General features: G+C 64.5%; 17 protein-coding genes and 1 tRNA gene. 4 read left to right on the forward strand and 14 right to left on the reverse strand.

What is annotated here, in order from left to right:
- Positions 1 to 41 precede the first annotated feature (41 nt).
- Positions 42 to 782, forward strand: a complete 741-nt coding sequence (gene phbB, locus KME82_RS15830) for an acetoacetyl-CoA reductase (protein WP_215494912.1) — start codon at positions 42 to 44, stop codon at positions 780 to 782.
- Between the two features lie 360 nt (positions 783 to 1142).
- Here the strand turns inward: phbB and KME82_RS15835 are convergent, their stop codons facing one another.
- Both KME82_RS15835 and KME82_RS15840 read right to left on the reverse strand, forming a co-directional pair.
- On the reverse strand, positions 1143 to 2072 hold the full coding sequence (locus tag KME82_RS15835) for a M48 family metallopeptidase (RefSeq protein ID WP_215494913.1): 930 nt from the start codon (positions 2070 to 2072) through the stop codon (positions 1143 to 1145).
- 156 nt (positions 2073 to 2228) lie between these two features.
- Positions 2229 to 4070, reverse strand: a complete 1842-nt coding sequence (locus KME82_RS15840; protein ID WP_036112314.1) for a formylglycine-generating enzyme family protein — start codon at positions 4068 to 4070, stop codon at positions 2229 to 2231.
- A gap of 240 nt (positions 4071 to 4310) precedes the next feature.
- Between KME82_RS15840 and rnd the strand changes: the two genes are divergently transcribed.
- From rnd to KME82_RS15855, 3 genes are all read left to right on the forward strand, one after another.
- A complete protein-coding gene (rnd, locus tag KME82_RS15845; RefSeq protein WP_215494914.1) occupies positions 4311 to 5435 on the forward strand; it encodes a ribonuclease D in 1125 nt (374 codons plus the stop codon).
- A 45-nt stretch (positions 5436 to 5480) separates the two neighbouring features.
- Positions 5481 to 5556, forward strand: a tRNA-Ala gene (locus KME82_RS15850).
- A 225-nt stretch (positions 5557 to 5781) separates the two neighbouring features.
- Positions 5782 to 6504, forward strand: a complete 723-nt coding sequence (locus KME82_RS15855) for a hypothetical protein (RefSeq protein WP_215494915.1) — start codon at positions 5782 to 5784, stop codon at positions 6502 to 6504.
- Positions 6505 to 6718: 214 nt separating this feature from the next.
- Here KME82_RS15855 and KME82_RS15860 read toward each other — a convergent pair whose 3' ends face one another.
- From KME82_RS15860 to asnB, 12 genes are all read right to left on the reverse strand, one after another.
- Positions 6719 to 8413 carry a dihydroxyacetone kinase subunit DhaK gene (locus KME82_RS15860; RefSeq protein ID WP_252255360.1) on the reverse strand — a complete coding sequence of 565 codons (1695 nt, stop codon included), beginning with the start codon at positions 8411 to 8413 and terminating at the stop codon, positions 6719 to 6721.
- A gap of 245 nt (positions 8414 to 8658) precedes the next feature.
- Positions 8659 to 10482 (reverse strand): SpoIID/LytB domain-containing protein, encoded by a 1824-nt coding sequence (locus KME82_RS15865; RefSeq protein ID WP_215494916.1) that lies wholly within the window; start codon positions 10480 to 10482, stop codon positions 8659 to 8661.
- Between the two features lie 403 nt (positions 10483 to 10885).
- Positions 10886 to 11419 carry a hypothetical protein gene (locus KME82_RS15870; protein ID WP_215494917.1) on the reverse strand — a complete coding sequence of 178 codons (534 nt, stop codon included), beginning with the start codon at positions 11417 to 11419 and terminating at the stop codon, positions 10886 to 10888.
- Positions 11419 to 11745 (reverse strand): hypothetical protein, encoded by a 327-nt coding sequence (locus KME82_RS15875; RefSeq protein ID WP_191820747.1) that lies wholly within the window; start codon positions 11743 to 11745, stop codon positions 11419 to 11421. The genes KME82_RS15870 and KME82_RS15875 overlap by 1 nt, the downstream gene beginning before the upstream one ends.
- Before the next feature lie 126 nt (positions 11746 to 11871).
- Positions 11872 to 12399, reverse strand: a complete 528-nt coding sequence (locus tag KME82_RS15880) for a DUF4189 domain-containing protein (protein WP_215494918.1) — start codon at positions 12397 to 12399, stop codon at positions 11872 to 11874.
- Positions 12400 to 12882 (reverse strand): DUF4189 domain-containing protein, encoded by a 483-nt coding sequence (locus KME82_RS15885; protein WP_215494919.1) that lies wholly within the window; start codon positions 12880 to 12882, stop codon positions 12400 to 12402. It abuts the gene before it with no gap.
- Positions 12882 to 13388: a DUF4189 domain-containing protein gene (locus tag KME82_RS27130; RefSeq protein ID WP_430538728.1), complete on the reverse strand. Its 507-nt coding sequence runs from the start codon at positions 13386 to 13388 to the stop codon at positions 12882 to 12884. The genes KME82_RS15885 and KME82_RS27130 overlap by 1 nt, the downstream gene beginning before the upstream one ends.
- Before the next feature lie 158 nt (positions 13389 to 13546).
- Positions 13547 to 14056 (reverse strand): DUF4189 domain-containing protein, encoded by a 510-nt coding sequence (locus tag KME82_RS15895; RefSeq protein ID WP_215494921.1) that lies wholly within the window; start codon positions 14054 to 14056, stop codon positions 13547 to 13549.
- 5 nt (positions 14057 to 14061) lie between these two features.
- On the reverse strand, positions 14062 to 14565 hold the full coding sequence (locus KME82_RS27135; protein WP_430538729.1) for a DUF4189 domain-containing protein: 504 nt from the start codon (positions 14563 to 14565) through the stop codon (positions 14062 to 14064).
- 32 nt (positions 14566 to 14597) lie between these two features.
- Positions 14598 to 15842, reverse strand: a complete 1245-nt coding sequence (locus tag KME82_RS15905) for a type IV secretion system protein (RefSeq protein WP_215494922.1) — start codon at positions 15840 to 15842, stop codon at positions 14598 to 14600.
- A gap of 2 nt (positions 15843 to 15844) precedes the next feature.
- A complete protein-coding gene (locus KME82_RS15910; protein WP_215494923.1) occupies positions 15845 to 16636 on the reverse strand; it encodes a hypothetical protein in 792 nt (263 codons plus the stop codon).
- Positions 16637 to 17329: 693 nt separating this feature from the next.
- Positions 17330 to 19342, reverse strand: coding sequence for an asparagine synthase (glutamine-hydrolyzing) (gene asnB / locus KME82_RS15915; protein WP_215499099.1), 2013 nt, complete (start codon positions 19340 to 19342; stop codon positions 17330 to 17332).
- Between the last annotated feature and the right edge of the window lie 104 nt (positions 19343 to 19446).

Here is a 19446-nt window from a genome sequence, read left to right on the forward strand (position 1 = left end):
GCACGATCGCATCCGCGCGATCCAGGCAGGGGCACGATTCCATGAGCAAACGCATCGCCGTGGTCAGCGGCGGCATCGGCGGTCTCGGCACCGAGATCTGCAAATCCCTGGCCCGCGCCGGCCGCCGCGTGATCGCGCTGGACCTGGGCACGCGCGCCGAACGCATCGCCGAATTCGCGCAACTCACCGGCGATTTCGATATCCGCTTCGAAGCGGCCAACGTCGCCGACTTCGACGATTGCGGCGCGGCGATCGAACGCATCGTCGGCGCCGACGGTGCGATCGACATCCTGGTCAACGCCGCCGGCATCACCCGCGACGGCAGCCTGCGCAAGATGGAAAAGCGCGCCTGGGACGAGGTGCTCAGCGTCAACCTCGACGGCGTGTTCAACCTGTGCCGGCACGCGGTCGACGGCATGGCCGAGCGCGGCTTCGGCCGCATCGTCAACATCAGCTCGGTCAACGGCCAGACCGGCCAGTTCGGCCAGACCAATTACTCCGCGGCCAAGGCCGGCATGCACGGCTTCACCATGGCGCTGGCGCGCGAAGTCGCGCGCAAGGGCGTCACCGTCAATTCGGTGTCGCCCGGTTACTGCGAGACCGCGCTGGTGATGGCGGTGCCCGAGGATATCCGCAGCAAGATCATCGATTCGGTGCCGGTCGGCCGGCTCGGCCAGCCCAGCGAGATCGCGCGCACGGTGGAGTTTTTGACCGCCGACGACGCGGGGTTCATCACCGGGGCGAATGTTCCGGTGAATGGTGGGTTGTTCATGAGTTTTTGATTCGGGATTCGGGATTCGGGATTCGGGATTCGGGATTCGGGATTCGGGATTCGGGAAAAGATTACGGCTCCGGCAACGAACAAACCCGCCTTCCGGCGGGTTTTTCGTATTCGCGTCGCAGGTTCGTTCCCGACTGTAGGAGCGGCGCGAGCCGCGACCGCGAATCCGCAATTACGCCGTAAGCGTGGGGCGCGGTCGCGGCTCACGCCGCTCCTACAGTCGCAAACGCGGTCACGCGTGTTGAAACGCGGCTGTGTGTGTAGCGCGTCGATGGCTTGCTCGCCTTCATGCCGACGACATCTCTGCGGATTCGCAGTCGCGGCTCGCGCCGCTCCTACAGTCTGGAACGTAGCTGCGCGATCAGCGGCTAGCCAGCGGCTTGTTCGCGCAATTGGCCTGGTAGAACTGCATCGCCGCCGGCATCAGCGCCTGCAGGGTCTGGATGCGGTTGGCCGGATCGGGATGGGTCGAGGCGAACTCGGGCGGGCGCTGGCCGCCGCCGAGCTGCGACATGCGCTCCCACAGCGGTATCGCCTGACGCGGGTCGTAGCAGGCCGCCGCGGCCAGCATCAGACCGACCTTGTCGGCCTGGGTCTCGTGGTTGCGCCCGTACGGCAGCACCAGCCCGTACTGCGCGCCGGCGCCGAGCGCGCCCATGATCATCTGCTGCTGTTGCGGGTCCATCCCGCCCATCGCCACGCCGGCGGCCATCTGGCCCATCTGCACCAGCTTCTGCTGGGCCATGCGCTGCGAACCGTGGCGCAGCAGCGCATGGGCGATCTCGTGCCCCATCACCACCGCCAGCGCATCGTCGTTCTGGGTCACCGGCAGCAGGCCGGTGTACACCGCCATCTTGCCGCCGGGCAGACAGAAGGCATTGGCCTCCTGCGAATTGATCACCGCCACGCTCCACTGGAAGTTCTTGTAGTCCTCCGGCGCGGCCTGCTGATTCTGTTGCGCCAAGGTCTGGGTCACCTGCGGCACCTTGTCGATCAGGCGCTGGGCGATCTCGCTGACGTCCTGGCTCTGCGGCGAATTCGACGGCAGCAGCGCGCGCTGCGCGTTGGCGTCGCTGAGCACCTGCTGGAACGCCTGCGCGCCCAGTTGCACCTCTTCGTCGGCGCTGGCGCCGTAATGCGCCTTCTCGCCGGTGTAGGGGTCGGTCTTGGCGCCGCCGAACCACGACACCAGCGCGTAGATGCCGAACGCCAGCAGGATCAGCCAGCGAAATCCGCCGCCGATGCCGAAGCCGCGCCGCCCGCCCTGCACTTGGTTGCCGTAGACACTCATCTGCACACTCCCGAATCCTGCTCGCGGACGTCAATCGCCCTGCCATCGGGCGCCGCGTCCGCCTGCGCGAACCGCACCGCCCTCGCTTCGCCAACCTGTCCCGCCTTGCCGCCGACCCGCCGCGGGCGGCCCATCATGGACCGCCGGCCGCCGATCTCAAATATCCCGCACCACGCGAAAACCCAGACGCCCGTTGGTGGTGTCGGCGCTGGTGCCCTGACGCCACGCCGCGCGTGTCTGCGCGGGCGAGCTCGACCACGAACCGCCGCGAAACACGCGCGTGCGGCAGCCCGGATTGAACCAGGCCGCGCCATCGCGCGGCGCGCGGCGGTAGTTGTCGTGCCAGCAATCGGCTACCCATTCGCTGACATTGCCGCCCATGTCGTGAAGACCGAATGCATTAGGCAGATAGCTGCCGACCGGCATCGGCCCCCAGGCGCCGTCGCCGTAGCCCTGGAACGCGTTGCGCCAATGCCGGCCGCTGGGCGAAACGTCGAGGCTGCCGGTCAGATTGCCGATCTTGTTGGTCGGCGCGCCGTCGCCCCACGGATAGCGACCTTGCTTGCCCGCGCGCAGCGCGTATTCGTACTCGGCCTCGCTCGGCAGGCGGTAGCGCTGGCCGGTGATCGCCGACAGCCACTCCACGTAGGCCGCCGCGTCCTTGGCGCTGACGTGGACCACCGGCAGATTGTCGGCCGCCGGCTGGCCGGCGTAATCGGACTGCCAGTCGACGCCGCCGCGCCGGACCAGATTGCCGCTGCGTTCGTCGTAAGCGGTCGAATAGCCGCGGCGGGTGGCGCGCGCGCGGTGCTTGCTGGAATTCATGAAGCGGCGGAACTCGCCGACGGTGATTTCGTAACGCGACACCGCCAGGCCGCGCTCGAAGCGGATGTTGCGCAGCGGCCGCTCGGCATCGCTGGAGTCGGCCTCGCCGACCGGCGCGCCCATCCGGAATGCGCCGTGCGGAATCACCACCATCGCCGGGCCGCGGCCGCCGAAGTTCATCGCATCGGTGAACACTTGGCCGGGGCGGAACAGGCCGTAGTGGGTCGCCAGTTCGATCCGCTCGCGCAGTTCGGCCGCGGCCGGGTCGCCGGCCGGCGCGATCCGCAGCAAGGTCGCCAGCAGGCCGCGGGCTTCGTCGATGCCGCGCAGCTTGGGCAGCGCGGCGATGCCCTGGTCGCGCAGGCTGCCGATCCGCGCCCGACGCTGCTCGGCGATGCGCCCTTGCGCATCCGATACGGTCGACAGCTTGGGCCGCACCAGCGCGGCCTTGGCCAGCCAGCGCTCGGCGCCGGCGTAATCGTCGCGGTCGGCGGCGACCTCGGCGCGGCGGATCAGCGCGCTCTCGGCCGCGGCGATGCCCTGCAGCGCGCGCACGTCGCCCGGCCGCAGTTCCAAAGCCTCGCGGAACCGCGCCAGCGCGCCGTTCTGGCCGGCCTGGGCGCCCTCGCCGATCCGTCCGGCGTTGAGGTCTTCCTCACCCAGCCGATCGGCCTCCTGCGCCTGATCGGCGCGATCCACGCGTTCCAGATAGGCCTCGACCTTGCGATGCTCCGGCGCGACCGCGCGCGCCACCGCCGCCACCTGATGCGCGTCGCGCAGCGACAGCGGCTCGTCGTCGATCTTCTTCAGCGCGGCGTCGCCCTCGATCAGCAGCAGCGCGATGGCCCGATCCAGGCCGGCGGCGATGCGACGGTCGTTGGGCGCGAACCCGCGCAAGGCCACGAACAGCGGGATCGCCGAATCGGCATCGGCGTACAGCTTGCCCGCGCTCAACGCGGCTTCGGCGCGCTTGCGCAGGTCCTCGGCGTTGTCCGGGCTCACCGCGATCGCCGGCGCGCGCCACGGCGGCACCGGCGACACCGCCTGATCGGCGCTGACGGTCACGATCGGTTTGCGCGCGGCCGCCTCGGTCGAGGCCGCCTTGCCGGCGCGGTCGCCGCAACCGCTCAACAGCCCCAGGGCCACGATGCTGGTCCACATCAGTGCGCGCAAACTGCAACCTCTCCCGGATGAACTGAGCGATCGATGCAGCATATCGCTTACGGGCCGGGAATCGGGAATGGGGAATCGGGAATCGGAATAAGCCAAGGCCGCGTGCCGGACGCCGCGACGTGGGCCGCTTTTACGATTCCCGATTCCCCATTCCCGATTCCCGCCCCCCAATCCCGGCCCTTTAAGCTATTGTCGCCCGCCCGGCCCAAGCTTACGGCCGCGACCCGAAAGAACCGGACCATGCCCGACTGGATCACCACGCCCGCCGCGCTGCAAGCGCATTTCGAGGTCAAGCCCGCGCGCATCGGGCTGGATACCGAATTCATCCGCGAACGCACCTACTGGCCGCAACTGGCCCTGGTGCAGATCGCGATCGAACGCGAGGGCGAGGCCGAACCGACCATTCTGTTGGTCGACCCGCTGCGTCCGGGCATCGCCGCCGCGCTGGCGCCGATCCTGGCCGACACCGGGATCCTCAAGATCGTGCACAGCCCGAGCGAGGACCTGGTCGCGTTCAAGCACGCCTGCGGCGTGGTGCCCAAGCCCTTGTTCGACACCCAGCAGGCCGCGGCCCTGGCCGGCATCGGCAGCGGCCTGGGCTATCAGAAACTGGTCGAACAATTGACCGGCGTGGCCCTGGCCAAGGGCGAAACCCGCTCGGACTGGATGCGCCGGCCGCTGTCGCCGTCGCAACTGGAATACGCCGCCGACGACGTGCTGCACCTGTTCGCGATGCACGACGCGCTCGACGGCATGCTCGGCCAGCTCGGCCGCCGCGAGTGGCTGGCCGAAGACGCCGCGCGCACCGTGATCAACGCCGAGAACGAAGGCCCCGAGCGCTGGCCGCACCTGTCGATGCGCAGCGCCCAGTTCCTCGATCAGGCCGCGCAGCGCCGGCTGGTGCGGCTGCTGCGCTGGCGCGACGTGTACGCGCGCGACAGCGACAAGCCGCGCAGTTGGATTCTCGACAACGAACTGGCGGTAGCGATCGCGCGGCAGGCGCCGGCCGACCTGGACGCATTGCAGCGCCAGCTCGACGCCCATCCCAAGGCGCCGCGCAAGCTCGGCGAGACGATCTGGGCCGCGCTGGCCGCGGTTCAGCCCGACGAAGACCAGACCCCGGACGCCGGCGTCGCCGAAACCCGCGACAAACAGCGCCTGCGCCTGTTGCAGGATGCCGTCGCCGGCCGCAGCGCCGCGCTCGGCCTGCCCGACGGCGTGCTCGCCTCGCGGCGTTGGCTCGAAGCCCTGCTCGATCACGGCGACTGGCCCGACGCCCTGTCCGGCTGGCGCCGCGTCGCGCTGGAACCCGATCTCGCACCGTTGCTGGCCGCGCCGGCGAACGCATCGAGCGGCCGGGGCTAGCGCAAGCGGTTTCATCCCGCTAAACTTCGTCCCCTTGAAGTATGTGGGGCGGTAGCTCAGCTGGGAGAGCGTCGCGTTCGCATCGCGAAGGTCAGGGGTTCGATCCCCCTCCGCTCCACCATCGCTTCAAGTAACGAAACAGGCTGGGAATCCGTGGAATCACGGGCTCCCGGCCTTTTTTTTGTGTCTGCGCGAATCCGGCCGAATCCGTCCCGACCCAATCATTGCCGCTTGCACCCGGCAACGACGTTATAGCTATCGGGTCGCGCACGCGGCGAGCGCCCACGGTGGCGGAAGATGCATTCCCCAGTTCTTGCACCGGCTAGCCGCGGATGGGGGAAGCGTCATGAACAAGGCCGTCGTCGCTGGGGTTATCGCCACGCTGTGCGCAACGGCCAATGCCGGCGGGCCAGTGTATGTTCGAGGCCACCTCACCAAGAATGGCACCTATGTAGCGCCTCATTACCGAAGCTCACCCAACAACAGCTCGTTCGATAACTATTCGACCAAGGGCAACTACAACCCCTATACCGGCAAGTCGGGCACACAGGACGCCTATCCCTCGGGTCGCGGCTATTATCGCGTTCCGAGCGCTCCCACTGTCCGCAGCGCGCCGCGGTATTACTCCGCACCGACGCAGATTCAGCCGCCCGCGTCCGCCTACCGATATGTCGCTCCAGCGCAGATCGAACAACCGCGCTATCGGTCTTCATCGAACATGGCCATAGGCTCGCCCCCGCACGAAATATACCGATGCGACGGGGCCGACGGCTTGCGCCACTATGTCTCTTATCCGCGCGCCGGTTGCGTGTTCGTCACCGAATACTCCGTGCAGCCATCCACGGCCGCAACACGCCCTGCTTATGCGGCACCCCCGCCCTCTCAGGTCTCGCAGTACTTCAGTGGCTGGGGATCATCCCGAGGCTCCGGGCATGATGCCGGTCGCGAATGGGCGCAACGAAAAGGCATCGATGATCCGGACGACTGTGGGGGAAATTCGAATTCCTTTATCGAGGGCTGCCGGGACTACGCTGAAGAACTGCAACAGGAACAAGCCGAAGATGAGTAGCCGCCGCTACATAGCAGAACGCGGCTGCGACGCTGGCGGCGTGTCACTCTTCAGCGAGAGTGTTTATCGCACAAGCCGCCTGTCCACTGGACGCTCGATCATCATGCAGTGCCAAGCTGCGAGCTGCAAAGAAGTCAACTGATCAGCGCCAAAAGTGTCGGATAACAGGCCCCGCCCCGGCGGGGTTTTCGTCATGACGGACACCCGATCACCATCAATCGCTCACCGCCGCCAACGCCTCGAACGCCCGCGCCACCGCTTCGGCGCCCGGATCGATCGCGCCGGTGAGCGCGTGCTCGGGCACGTAGGACGCGCGACCCGCGCCGGCGCGGGCCATCGTCGCGGTGAGATCGGCGCCTTCGCGCGCCGCGCGCGCGGCTTCGACGAAGCCCTGCGGCAAGGACTGCACCGCCGGGATCAGCGCATCGAGCATGGTGCGATCGCCCGGCCCCGCGCCACCGTAATGCCGCATGCGCGCGATGCCTTCGTCCAAGGCGGCCGGCCAGTCGCGGCCGGCGGCGAGCGCGGTCCCGGTGGCGGTGAACAGGATCGACAACAGCACGCCGCTGGACCCGCCCATCGCATGCGCGAGCAGGCGCCCGAGTTCGTCGCACAGCCGCGCGGCCTCACCCGTGCTCAGGGAATTTTGCTGCAATCGCGCCTGCACTGCGCGCGCGCCGGTCGCGAAGGTGCTGCCGGCGTCGCCGTCGCCGATGCGCGCGTCGAATTCGTCCAAGGTTTTTTCCGCATCGAGCAAGGTCCACACCACCCGCTCGATCTTCGCCGCGACCGCATCGTCCTGGGTGCCGGGCGCGATGCGATCGGCGGCGTCGAGCGCGACTTCGAACACGCGCGGTTCGCGCGGAACATAGGTCCCCGGCCAGGCCAGCGGTTCGACCGGCGCGCGCAACGCATCGAGGTATTCGGCTTCGGCCGGCAGCAAGGTCACCGAGAAACCGTGCATGTCGAGCGAGGTCATCAAAGGCGCCGGACGCACCATCAAGGCGACGCGCGGCAGGCCGATACGATTGAGCACTTCATCGGCGAGCAGCGCCAGTTCCTGGGTCGAGCATCCGCCCAGATCGTTGAGCATGACGATCAACGGCGTACCCGGGCCGTAACGCAGATCGGCCTGTTCCAGCAGCAGTGTCAGCACCATGTCCACCGCGCTGTTCGCATCGCGCGGACGGATCGCGCGCGCGCCGCGCTCGTTGTGAATGCCCAGCCCGAGTTCGGCGCCGCGCGGCTCGGGCATGTGGCCCGGCAGGGTGCAACTCGACAGCGACAACCCCAACGACAACAAACGATCCGCAAGGACCTGCGTACGCGTCGCGACCTCGTTCAAGGCCAGCCCTTGCGAGGCGAGATACCCGGCGTACTTATGCACCAGCACCGTGCCCGCGATCCCGCGCGGCCGGGCGGTATCGGGCAGCGCGATGTCGTCGGCGACGATGCACATGCGCACGTCCAGCCCTTCGCTGCGCGCCTGCTCGGCGGCGAGCCCGAAGTTGAGGCGATCGCCGGTGTAGTTCTTCACGATCAACAAACTGCCGCCGCTGCCGGTGCAGTGGCGAATCGCGGCGAGCACCGCGGCGACACTGGGCGAGGCGAAGATTTCGCCTGAGATCGCCGCGCTGAGCATGCCGCGACCGATAAACCCCGCATGCGAAGGCTCATGCCCCGCGCCGCCGCCCGACAACACCGCGACCTGCGCACGATCCAGATCGCTGCGCGCGAGAATGCGCATGCCCGACGCGGGATCGGCGACGTCCACCGCCGCGCCGGTCGCGGTGCTGGCGAGCACCTGCCGGACCACATCGCCGGGATGGTTGTAGAAACGATCCATGAGCTGCGCCTTGAAAGGTCGATACGCAGTCCATGGTAAGTCAGCGACCGGGTCGGACAACATGCGATTTCGTTCCGGATATGGCGATGCGAAGGGTGCGAATGTGAACAGATTTCGCCAGAAACGCGAGGCTCGGGTCATGCGATCCATCAGCTGGAAGCTCGACGACGGTCACGGCCGCGTGACGCTTGCGACCGCGCGATGGCAATGACGACCACGGCGAAAGATCACCCGCGCGAACGAACCATGGCGAATAAAAACGGGCGCGACGCCGCTAACCGCTCGCCGCCGCGCCCGTCCACCTCGACTCAGCAATCCGGCGCGACGCGTCCGTCCGATCCGGTGTAGGTGTAGGCGTCGGGAATGAAGCGGCCGCTGCCGATGCGGTTCCACACGCTGCTGGTGCCGTAGGTGCCGGTCACCGAGCTGCCGCTGGTCTGGCATTGGATCGTCACGTTGGTGTTGTCGGCCAGCGTATCGACCACCGAATGGCTCGTGCCCGGCCCGGAGCGCGCGTTGAGCGGCGTGCCGTTGGTGTTGACCGTGCCGCTGATGCTGCCGGGATCGGGATTGCCGCTGGAGCTCGAGCGATACGCGTTGCGCATGCCGCCGGGGCTGTTGTTGTTGTTGAAGTAGTGATCGGTGATCCACTTCCAATCGCGGCCGTTGTTGGCGGCCCAGCGCTGCGTGCCCCACTGGCTCATGCCGCGGCCGTGGCCGAAACAGCCCTTGCCCCTGCCGACCGAATCGCCCAGGCACGGCCAGTTGTTGCGCGGCGAACCGTTGTTGCCGTTGCCGCAGCTCAGGTCGTTGTTGCTGCACGACAGGTTGTCGCCGGGATCGTCCCAGGCGTTGTTTTCCGACGAGTATTCGCTGAAGGCCGCGCTCTTGCCGTCGCGGCTCAGGACCACGCCCTTGGTCGCCTTGGCCGCCGCGACCGTCGCCGATACCGAGTCGGCATTGAACACCTGACACGAGGTCGTGTTGCAGATGTCGTAGCGGCTGCTGATCGGATGGGCGACGTAGTACGCGCCATAAGTGCGATAGGCGACCGCGCCGGCCGCGAGCGAATTGGCGTGCCACGACGCGATCCACTCTTCGTCCAGCCCCTTGGCGACGTAGTCCTCCAGGCTGTACACCGACACGCCGGAGCACGAACGCCCCGAGCAACCGGTGCCGACGCGGATGCTCGACGGCACCGCGACCGCGGTCGCCCCGACCTGCGCCGCGCTCGGCATCGCGCCGGGCGCTTGCGCCTGATACGCGTTGGCGGCGTCCAGGCGCGCGGCGTTGTCCTCGCGCTCCTTGAGCGCGCGCTGCTTCGACAACACCTGCACGTGAGTGCGATTGTCGTCGACCCGGCCGCTGCCGGGCTGTAGATCGATCAGGAAGTCGGCGCTGTCGTTGACCCGCGACACGCCGACCAGGCGATGCGTGCGATAGCCGGCGCTACTGATCTCGAGCGTGGTGGTCGACGGCAGCGCGTCCTGATCCGCGGCGGCGCGCGGGTGCTTGCTGCGCAGTTCGAAATAGCCCTCGCCGTTGGTCACGGTGCGATCGCCGTCGCCGCTGCGCACCGCGACGCCGACCAGCGGCTTGCCGTCGCGGCTGTCGTAGACGTAGCCGCTGTACACCGAGCAGTCGGCGCATTCGGCCGCTTTCAAGGCCAGCAGATCGAGCGCTTCGGATTCGCGCTGCGGCGTCAGCCACAAGGTTGTCGGCAGGCCGATCGCGCCGTCGGAACTCACCCGCGTGCTCAAGGCCTGATAACCCGGCGCATTGGCGATCAGTTGGTAATCGCCCTTCGTCAGTCCGCTCACCCGCCCGCCTTGCGCGGCCAGCGACAGGCGTTGGCGCGCGGCCGAATCGCCGAGCGGCGCGACATTCAGATCGGCCTGAATCGCGCGACCGGTGACGCTGTCGCGCACCCGGATATCGATCGCGGCGCGCTTCGCATCCGCGGCCAGCGCGATCTTGCCCGCGCCGACGGCTTTGCCCACCGCCAGAGTCTGTCCGGCCAACGCCGCGCCCATCGCCAGCGCGCAGGCGCCGGCCACCAGCGACACCCCGAGGACGCGACCCGGCCGCGAGACGACGCGACCGGCACGCCCATGCATACGATTGCTGTTCATTCCTATCCCCGCTTCGTCGTGATTCGAACGGGCGGCGCCCGTGGCCGTGTTGTATCGGCCGGGCCTGTCGCGGACCTGTCGAATGCCGTGTTTGCGCGCAATGGCGGCGGATATCGCGATGGACGTCACTGCGGGGTATGGACGTGGCTTCGAATCGATGACGGGTTGCGGAGGCAGCGACCTCAGGACTCAGTCGGCGAAACACGACCTGCCCTGCCCACCGCCGACGCACCACGTTCGAACCGCTGCGCGATCTGTCGGCCTTGCGTATCGCTGAACCCCGGACACGACAACGCCGGACGCATGGCGCCCGGCGTTATGTCGATTGTGGAAACCGGTGGCAAACGAGCGCATCGTCAGCGCGTCGATGTCGCCATAGCCGCAACGGCGCCGTATCGCCGCCTCAGACTTTCACCGCGCAGACATGACGCGAATCGAGGCTGTCGACCACCGCGCCGGCCAAGCGGCGATAGCTCACCTCTCCGGTGGCGAAGTGCATCACGAACAGCAAGGTCGTGATCGCGAACAAGACTTCGCCGCCGGGCACCAGGCCCGGCAAATGCATCACGAACGGCAGGCAGGCCATGCTGAACACCACCGGCCAAGCGCCGACCGCGGGCACGAGCGAGGCCAATATGTAACCGCGCAGCTGCCGGATGTCGTCGCGCCGTACGCCGCTCCAGGAAGCCTTGACGTAGCGCCACGCCTTGAACACCAGCCCGGTTTCGAGCACCGCTTCGCGCAGCCTCAGCAACGCCGCTAACGCCGCGGCGGCCTGCGCCAGCATCAGCAATGCACCGATACCGGTCTTCAGCCAATACACCGCCAGCACGAACGCCGACATCATCGCGCAGAACGCCATCGCCCCCGTCCAGCGAATCCGCTGCAGCGTGCCGACCCAATCGACGCGCTCCCATCCGTGGAATCGCGTGGCCATCAGAAGGTGGCTGCCGGGTCCGACGAACCGCCGCCCTTCTTGCCCGCGCCATGGCTCGGCACCATCGGCCGGCCGCCGGCCATGCAGACGTACATGAAGGTGTTGATGTACTGGTAATTGACCGAGTAATACGGGTTGATGACCGTCCACAACCCCATCTTGCCGTTGATCGCCATCCAGTTATGCGCCGGATACCCGATCGTGCAGAACTTGTCCGGATTGTTGTTGTACGGCACTTCCTCGTACACACCGCGCTTGCCCTGCGCCATCGCCGGCGCGACCGCGAACAACGCCACCAGACCGAACGCCACGATTGAACGTTTCATGCAACTCTCCTTGTGAATACCGCACCTGATTTTGAACACGGATAACGAGCAAGAATTATCTTGGAAGCGCCACCAATCCACTCGAGCCCAATATCGCTGCGATAGCCGAACGCCGGCACATCTATCTCACCTGACCCGCACCGGATAACTACAACCGGAGTAGTAAACCTTGCAGTTCTCCAGCCCGTCACTAATACCCTGTTTTAAGCCCAGATCAGCGGCTCGCTCAGCCGTCGCAGCCCTCATCGACGTATATCCCGCATTTCCTGCAACAAGAACGCCGCATTGGTTGCAATAAACAAAAACAACCTCGCGCTGTGCCCCACCTTTAGAACGACAGTCGTTCATGGCAGCCGCTTTCGCTTTACGCTGACTTGCCATCTCCACGGCGACACCGATGCCAGCGCTGTCTTTCGCATTGTCTACAGCAATTGCGCCCCAACGATCTGCCCAACGAACAATTGGCGTACTAGACGAAGTCGAAGCGCTGGAATCCGACTGATAATAAGGAGAGCTTGGATTGTCGGGCGGGATGCAAAGCGGATTGTTTCCCGCAGGAATTCCCGCCGGACAGCCCTGAGCGACCGCGAAGCCAGTAACCCCAGCCCCAGCGCAACAAAAAAGCAGCAACGAATTAACCAGCCTTAATATCACCTACTTCACCAGCACCGCATGAGTGCAGTCGGAAAAATAAATCTGGCAATTCCTATCTGAACGATTACAGACCTCCATACCCGCTTCAGTTGCCTTCTCCACCGTAGGGGCCCTTGCCGTGTTGTAACCCCTATCGCCTTCAATAATTACACCGCATTGGTTTGAATAAACCAGTTGCACTTTGCATTGCGTGCCGCCCTTCCTTTGACAATCCTGCATTGCCGCACTCTGAGCTATTTTTTTGCTAGGCATGTCTCTAGAGACACCCAGCCCGACCTTGTCATCAATGACGAATGCGCCCCAACGTTTTTCCCATCGACCAACAGGTACGGTTTCAGTGGAACCACCTGACTGATAGTAAGGAGAGTTTGGATTGCCGGGTGGAATACACAAGGGGTTGTTGCCCGCAGGAATTCCCGCGGGGCACTGCGCAAATACCGGCACCCCAGCCAGCATTAGGCTGACTAAAAAAAAGCCTCTCATTACCTTACAAGCTCAGCAGGGCTGCAATCCGAAAAATATACATAACAACCTTGGTCCCCAGACCTCCGACATGTATCCATACCGATCTCAGTCGCACGCGCAACTTTTGGAGCGGCTGAAGTGCTAAAGGTCTTTGCCCCAGCAACAATCACCCCACATTGGTTGAAGTAGGTGAGCTCCACTTTGCAGGATGTGCCACCCTTTCTCCGGCATTCCGACATTGCCGCGGTTTGAGCAGCACGCTTACTACGCATGCTCTTGGAAGCACCCAGGCCCGCCTTTAGATCAATAGCGAATGCGCCCCAACGATTCTCCCAACGCTCAACGGCTATTGAATCAGCCGCGCCCCCCGGGTCTCGATAGTAAGGCGAGTTCGGATTGTCGGATGGAATACACAAGGGATTATTCGCCACTGGGATTCCGGCAGGGCATTGAGCCATTGCTGGTGAACTAGCTATCATAAACATCGCCAAAAATAGGAGTTTCATCAAATGTCCAGCTCGCATTTTTCGCGCCGCATATCACGCCAATTAGTCACTGCCTGAAAAATTTTGCGATCGAAGAAGCGCGCCTTGCAACCTTAGCTTCTTGCGCTGCTACAAATTCCTTTACCATTCTCAGTCGCGTGCTCAGCCGTATCCGACAACGCAATACCCAAAGCCGATCACCTAACCCGCTCGGCAAAACTGCAATTCGAATAATAGACTCGACAGCCTTTTAGGCCATCTTTCTCGCACCTCTCAATTCCTAACTCCGAAGCCTTGTCGATGGACTCGGCGCTCATTGAGTTCCAGCCAGCGTCACCAGCCACGACGACACCGCACTGATTGCGATAGGTCAAAATGACTTTACAGCGCTGCCCTCCTTTAGCCAGGCACTCATCCATAGCCACACGCTTAGCCTTGCGCTCTGAGCTACTCATCTGAGCCACACCAAGCCCAGCACCACCGTCGCGATTGTCGATAGCGATAGCGCCCCAACGATCTGCCCAGCGAACAATCGGTGCGCTAGGCGCAGTCGGGGCGCTTAGACCCGACTGGTAATAAGGAGAGCTTGGATTGTCGGGCGGGATGCAAAGCGGATTGTTTCCAGCAGGAATTCCCGCCGGACATTCTTGCGCTGCCGCCAGCTCGCTCAAGCTCAACATCGCTGCTATAGCCAGCAACTGGTACACCTATCTCACCGGACACGTACGGGATAGCTGCAGCTTGAGTAATAGACCTTGCAGTCTTTTAGACCGTCGTTATTGCATTTTTCCATGCCTAACTTGGTTGCCTGTTCGACGGTCCCAGCGCGCATAGTGTTATAGCCAGACTCCGCCCAGACCAGCACTCCACATTGGTTGTAGAAAGACAAAGCGACTTTGCATTGCGTGCCACCTTTTCTTCGACAGTCCTGCAAGGCCGTCGTTTTGGCCTTACGTTCGCTAGACATCATTTCCGCGACACCAATACCCACGCTATCTCGTGCGGTATCCATTGCAATGGCCCCCCATCGATCTGCCCATTTTGGAGCTGGGACACTGGGCGTGTTGGGTAAGCCAGAATCTGGCTGATAATAGGGAGAGTTCGGGTTGTCGGGCGGAATACACAGAGGATTATTTCCCGCGGGTATGCCCGCAGGGCACTGAGCCAGTGCTGGAGCGTAAATTACAAGCAACCCAATCAAAAGCAAGGATCTCATCTTTGCAAATCTCCCATACTCGCTCTGCTCTCTCACGACAGATTTGAATCTGGTCGTTGAGGCCGATTCGATGGACCTTGAACAGGTTGTTCTCCGTCCACTGCCAGCGCCTTCTTCACCCTGTCGTTGGCCGGAGGCTGCGCGTTCTGGGCTGTGGCGTAGCCATAATTACCACCCAACTGCGCCGGGCGTCTTGCTCCTTCAGCTGTATCGGAAAGACCACCTCTACTCCCCTCATTGCGAGGCGGTGCAGTACTACCATGCGCCTCGCTAGTCCGCCCACCTGATTGTTCCCCGCCACCACCCTGCCCACGCGCTCCCACCGAGCCAAACACCGAAGTGGCACCAAACTGACCCAACGCTCCCTGGAAGAACGAGGCGGCCATCGGCGGAATGGTGACCAGAAGTACGGTGAGCACCAATCCGAGGCCGCCTTGCTGCATGGCCAGGGAGCTCACGCTGGGCATGTCCACGGGTACGCCCATCCCGTTGAGCGCCAGCGCCGTGGTGTATTTCATCGCGGTTTGCAGCGCTACCGCGCCGACGATCTTCATCGCGATCGTCACCATGAAACTGAGCACCGCCATCGAGAACATCGTGCCTATGCCGTAGAACAGCCATCGGCTGAACAGGCTCTTGGTCTGCTCGAACAGCAGACTGAGAATAAACAAAGGCCCCAAGCCGACGAACAAGGCCAGCGCGACCTTGTACATCAGCAGCAAGGCGCCGCCGATCACCGCCGGACCGGCCACGCCGATGCCGGTCATCAGCACCGCCTTGTCGATGTCATTCTTGATGCTCTGGTTTTCCAGCGCGGGCAAAGTCTCGATGGCCGCCATGGTGATCTGCATCTTGGCGAGATTGCTGTCGATTGAATCCGCCGGCGACGAGCGCTTGCCGGTGACGAAGTAGGAAACCTCTTCCTGAAGTCCGCTGGTCAACAGACTGTAGATATTGGCGTTGCCGAGCGTCAGCGTCGACGCGGCCACGATGATCAGGGTCGAACGCAGCGTGGTGACCACCAGTCCCATCATCGAGTCGCGCGACTGGCCGGTCAGAATGCGGAAGCCGTTGAAGATGATCCAGAACGTCATCAACGTGGCTCCGACCGAGCCGATCCAGAACGCCATGCGCGTCAGCATATTGTCCTGAAGCACCGCGATTTCGTTGTCGATGAACTCGAAGATCAGCTTGAAAAACGCCCACTCGCCGATCTGTTCGAAACCGGTGGCCGCCAGCGCACCTGGGATTGCTCCCGCGACATGCAAGATATCCATGATCAGTCCCGGGACTTCCAGGGGGACTTGATACGATCGCTCTTCATCTCATCCAATGCGGTTTTCAGCACGCCCGCGCCGATCGCCTCGCGACCTATCGAACCCAGCGCGCTATTGTCCTTGCCTTTCCCATTGACGACTTGATTGCTGACGAAATCGCGTACCGTTTTCAGATAGGTGGTGCGCGCGGCGTAAGCCTCCATGTAGAACCGGTACTGGTTCATGTCCAATTCCATGCGCGCCATCAGCGCCAGCAAGGCATTGGTGTTGTCTTGCAATTTGCCCTGGTCGGACGCGCTCAGGTTGCCGCGATTGGATTCGATCTCGTCAAGCCGCTCCTTGCGCTTCTTGAAGATCTCGTACATCGCCAGCGAATAGTTGTATTGCGCGGTCTCGGTCTTGACCAGTTCCTCGCAGATGGTGTGCAAGTCCTGAAGCGACTTGTCGGATGTAGTCGAACTCGCGGGACAGCGATCCGCCACTTCCTTTTTAACCATACTGGGCTTGTCCTTCTGCAGGACCTCGGTCGGCTCCGGAGCGGCGTCGCCACTTTTCTTGGCGCTGCCGATCTTCATCATGTTGTTCAACTTGCCGTTGACATTTTCCTTGTCGGTCGAGCCCTTGGTGCCGAGACCATCACGGATTTCCTCCAGGTACTTGCCGGCCTGGCTGTCGTTGACCTCCCAGGTGTTCTGGGCGAATGCTTGACCTGCGGTCAGGCCGCAAACGAGCACTGCGACGTTGCCGAGCGCGAGCACGGCCGCGCGCGCGCCATCGATACTGATCCCGCTCATTCCATCTCCTTATTGAATGCAGCGCTTGCCTGGGCGGCCGTGATGCGTGGCGATGCCGAAACAAATGGAACTGCTCCCATATGCATTCGAACCGCATGAACCGGCTACAGGCCACTGTTTCGAGTGCGGCACGGGCGCGCACCGAATACCCCAATTAAAATCAGGCTAGCACCACGCCAGCCCGCTTCACAACGTCAAAATGGATCGCGAATAAATATCGGCGCCAAGCGACGGCTAATAACTCGCATTTAGCGCACATAAATTGCACAATAAATACGTAATTATAAAAATACCGCCTCATCCGACCGACCTTCAAAACGTAATCAGGCGCAATAGGCACCATCGCGATGCGACAGCTTCAACGCATTCGAGCGCAATAAATATGTAAATCGTTTCGTGCCGGCGAACGGCATGCAGCCATCCAGGAGCGACTGGTCGCGCGCGGATTCATTGAAGCCGGATTCGATCCGCACCCAAATTGGCGCTCACAACACCGGCACGACACGACAGGCGTCGTATGCAGCCGGCCATGCGCGATCGGTCTGGCGACGAGGCAAGACGGAGCGGATGCGGGCGCACCGTGGATTCAGCTACGCCGCATGCATCCAACTGCACGAGCCAGGCACGCGGCGGTCCAAGCAATGCTTCGGCAACCGGCCGGGCGTCGGCCACCGCCCCGGCCCGCGCATCCGCTCAGGCGGCGTCGATCTCGGGCAAGTCGATACGAGCCGCCGCCGATACCTCAGTACGCCCTGCGAGCGGTATGAGCGGCCCAAGCGGCAACGGCACCACGGTCAGCGCCGACTGGCGTCGCTCCAGCCAGGCCTGGAACATCAGCACGTTCCACAAATGCGTATGCCATTTGCGCTGGCCGCCCAGAAATTCGTTCCACAGCGCACGGATGGCCACGGCATCGAACAGGCCCTCGCGGCGCAGCCGCGATTCATCGAGCAAGGCTTCGGCCCACTCGCGTAGCGGCCCGCGCAGCCAGCCGGCGACCGGCGCGCCGAAGCCGTGCTTCGGCCGGTAGATCAGCTCGGCCGGCAGATAGCGTTCGAGCAGCTTCTTGAGCACCCGCTTGTGTTCGCCGCGATGGTGCTTGAGCTGAGTCGGCAGCGACCAGGCGAATTCGATCACCGACCGATCCAGCAGCGGCGAACGCGTTTCCAGCCCGCAGGCCATGCCGGCGCGATCGATCTTGGTCAGGATGCCGTGCGCCAGGTCCATGCGGAAATCCAGGGACTGCACGCGGTCGGCGGCGTCGCCGAGCGGCAGATGCCGTTGCCGGTCCTGGAACACGCTGAGCGGCTCGCGCGCGCCGAGCACGACCGCGGCCGGGTCGCGCCAGCGCGAGACGCGTTGCAGATAACTGCCTTCGACGTCGTCCGCGTCCAGTTCGGCCCAGACCGCGCGCAGGCCGCCCAGGCGCGCGCGCTCGGCATCGTCGCGGTTGCGCGAGCGCGCGAAGCGACGCAGCGATGCCGGCACCCGCGCGTTCCAGCGCGCGTTGCGCAATGCGCGGCTGTAGGCGCAGTGGCCGAAGAACAGTTCGTCGCCGCCGTCGCCGGTCAGGGCAATGGGCGAGCGTTTGGCGACGATGCCGCTGGCGATCAGCGTGGGCACCTGCGAGGAATCGGCGAACGGCTCGCACCACACCTGCGGCAGGCGCTCGATCATGCTCAGCGCCTCGCGTCCGTCGACGCGGTGCTCGGTGTGGCGAGTGCCCAGATGCCGGGCCACCGCGCGCGCCCAATCGCTTTCGTCGTGACGGCCGTCGTCGAAGCCGATCGTGTAGCTGTCGACCGGCACCGGCGATTGCGCCTGCAGCATCGCCGTCACCAACGAGGAATCGGTGCCGCCGGACAGGAACGCGCCGACCGGCGCGGGTGCGCGCATGCGCGTGGCGACCGCTTGCTGCAGCAGGATTTCGAGCTGATCCACGGCTTCGTCGAGCGCGATCGGACCACGCTGGCCGATCGCGTCGGTCATGCGTTGGCGCGCGCACCAATAGGTCGAAGTGTCGCGCTCGGGATCGTGCGCGGCCGCGCCGGCGCGCATCGCCGCCGGGCTCAGGCACAGCAGCGTTCCCGGCGCGAGCTTGAACACGCCGCGATGGATGCTGTGCGGCGCGGGGATGTAGTCGTAACGCAACAGCAGGGTCAGCGCGTCGCGGTCGATCGCCGCATCGAAGCGCGGGTGCCGGTGCAGCGCCTTGAGTTCGGAGGCATACACGAAATCGCCGCCGACCCAACCGTAATACATGGGCCGTTCGCCGACCCGATCGCGCGCCAGCCACAGCTTGCGCTCGCGCCGGTCCCACAGCGACAGAGCGAAGGCACCGTTGCAGCGGCTGAGCGTGCGTTGCAGGCCCCAGCGCGAGATCGCCGCCAGCAGCAGCGCGGTATCGCAGGCGCCGTCGGCGACTTCGTCGAGCGCGGCCAGTTCGTGATACAGCGATTCGCGGTTGTACAGGCTGCCGTCGCAGCTCAGCAGATAGCGGCCGTCGGCCGATGCGGCCGGCTGCGCGGCGGCGCCGTTCGCGTGACGGCAATGGCTCAGGCCGATCGACGCGGCGGCGTCGCTCCACACGGCGTAGTCGTGCGGGCCGCGATGGCGCAGCGCGTGGATCATCGAGCGCGCGCAATGCTCCAGGCGTTCGGCGTTCCAATCGTCGTGAGCGCGCCACAGCCCGGCCAGGCCGCTCATGCCCTGCCCCGCGGGCGCGATGAACAAGGATGGATCGCGCGGCGGGCGGGGTGCGGCATGGACAGCTTCCGTCATTGAGGACGGCACCATGCTGCGGCAGCGAC

Origin of the sequence: Lysobacter capsici (genome assembly GCF_018732085.1) — a bacterium.
Lineage (GTDB): Bacteria > Pseudomonadota > Gammaproteobacteria > Xanthomonadales > Xanthomonadaceae > Lysobacter > Lysobacter capsici_A.

What these genes read in the sequence shown, in the direction of transcription:
- phbB (WP_215494912.1), top strand. Translation starts at nt 42, where the DNA reads ATGAGCAAACGCATCGCCGTGGTCAGCGGCGGCATCGGCGGTCTCGGC.
- KME82_RS15835 (WP_215494913.1), bottom strand. Translation starts at nt 2,072, where the DNA reads ATGAGTGTCTACGGCAACCAAGTGCAGGGCGGGCGGCGCGGCTTCGGC.
- rnd (WP_215494914.1), top strand. Translation starts at nt 4,311, where the DNA reads ATGCCCGACTGGATCACCACGCCCGCCGCGCTGCAAGCGCATTTCGAG.
- KME82_RS15855 (WP_215494915.1), top strand. Translation starts at nt 5,782, where the DNA reads ATGAACAAGGCCGTCGTCGCTGGGGTTATCGCCACGCTGTGCGCAACG.
- KME82_RS15860 (WP_252255360.1), bottom strand. Translation starts at nt 8,413, where the DNA reads ATGTTGTCCGACCCGGTCGCTGACTTACCATGGACTGCGTATCGACCT.
- KME82_RS15865 (WP_215494916.1), bottom strand. Translation starts at nt 10,482, where the DNA reads ATGAACAGCAATCGTATGCATGGGCGTGCCGGTCGCGTCGTCTCGCGG.
- KME82_RS15870 (WP_215494917.1), bottom strand. Translation starts at nt 11,419, where the DNA reads ATGGCCACGCGATTCCACGGATGGGAGCGCGTCGATTGGGTCGGCACG.
- KME82_RS15875 (WP_191820747.1), bottom strand. Translation starts at nt 11,745, where the DNA reads ATGAAACGTTCAATCGTGGCGTTCGGTCTGGTGGCGTTGTTCGCGGTC.
- KME82_RS15885 (WP_215494919.1), bottom strand. Translation starts at nt 12,882, where the DNA reads ATGAGAGGCTTTTTTTTAGTCAGCCTAATGCTGGCTGGGGTGCCGGTA.
- KME82_RS27130 (WP_430538728.1), bottom strand. Translation starts at nt 13,388, where the DNA reads ATGCGAGCTGGACATTTGATGAAACTCCTATTTTTGGCGATGTTTATG.
- KME82_RS27135 (WP_430538729.1), bottom strand. Translation starts at nt 14,565, where the DNA reads ATGAGATCCTTGCTTTTGATTGGGTTGCTTGTAATTTACGCTCCAGCA.
- KME82_RS15905 (WP_215494922.1), bottom strand. Translation starts at nt 15,842, where the DNA reads ATGGATATCTTGCATGTCGCGGGAGCAATCCCAGGTGCGCTGGCGGCC.
- KME82_RS15910 (WP_215494923.1), bottom strand. Translation starts at nt 16,636, where the DNA reads ATGAGCGGGATCAGTATCGATGGCGCGCGCGCGGCCGTGCTCGCGCTC.
- asnB (WP_215499099.1), bottom strand. Translation starts at nt 19,342, where the DNA reads ATGAGCGGCCTGGCCGGGCTGTGGCGCGCTCACGACGATTGGAACGCC.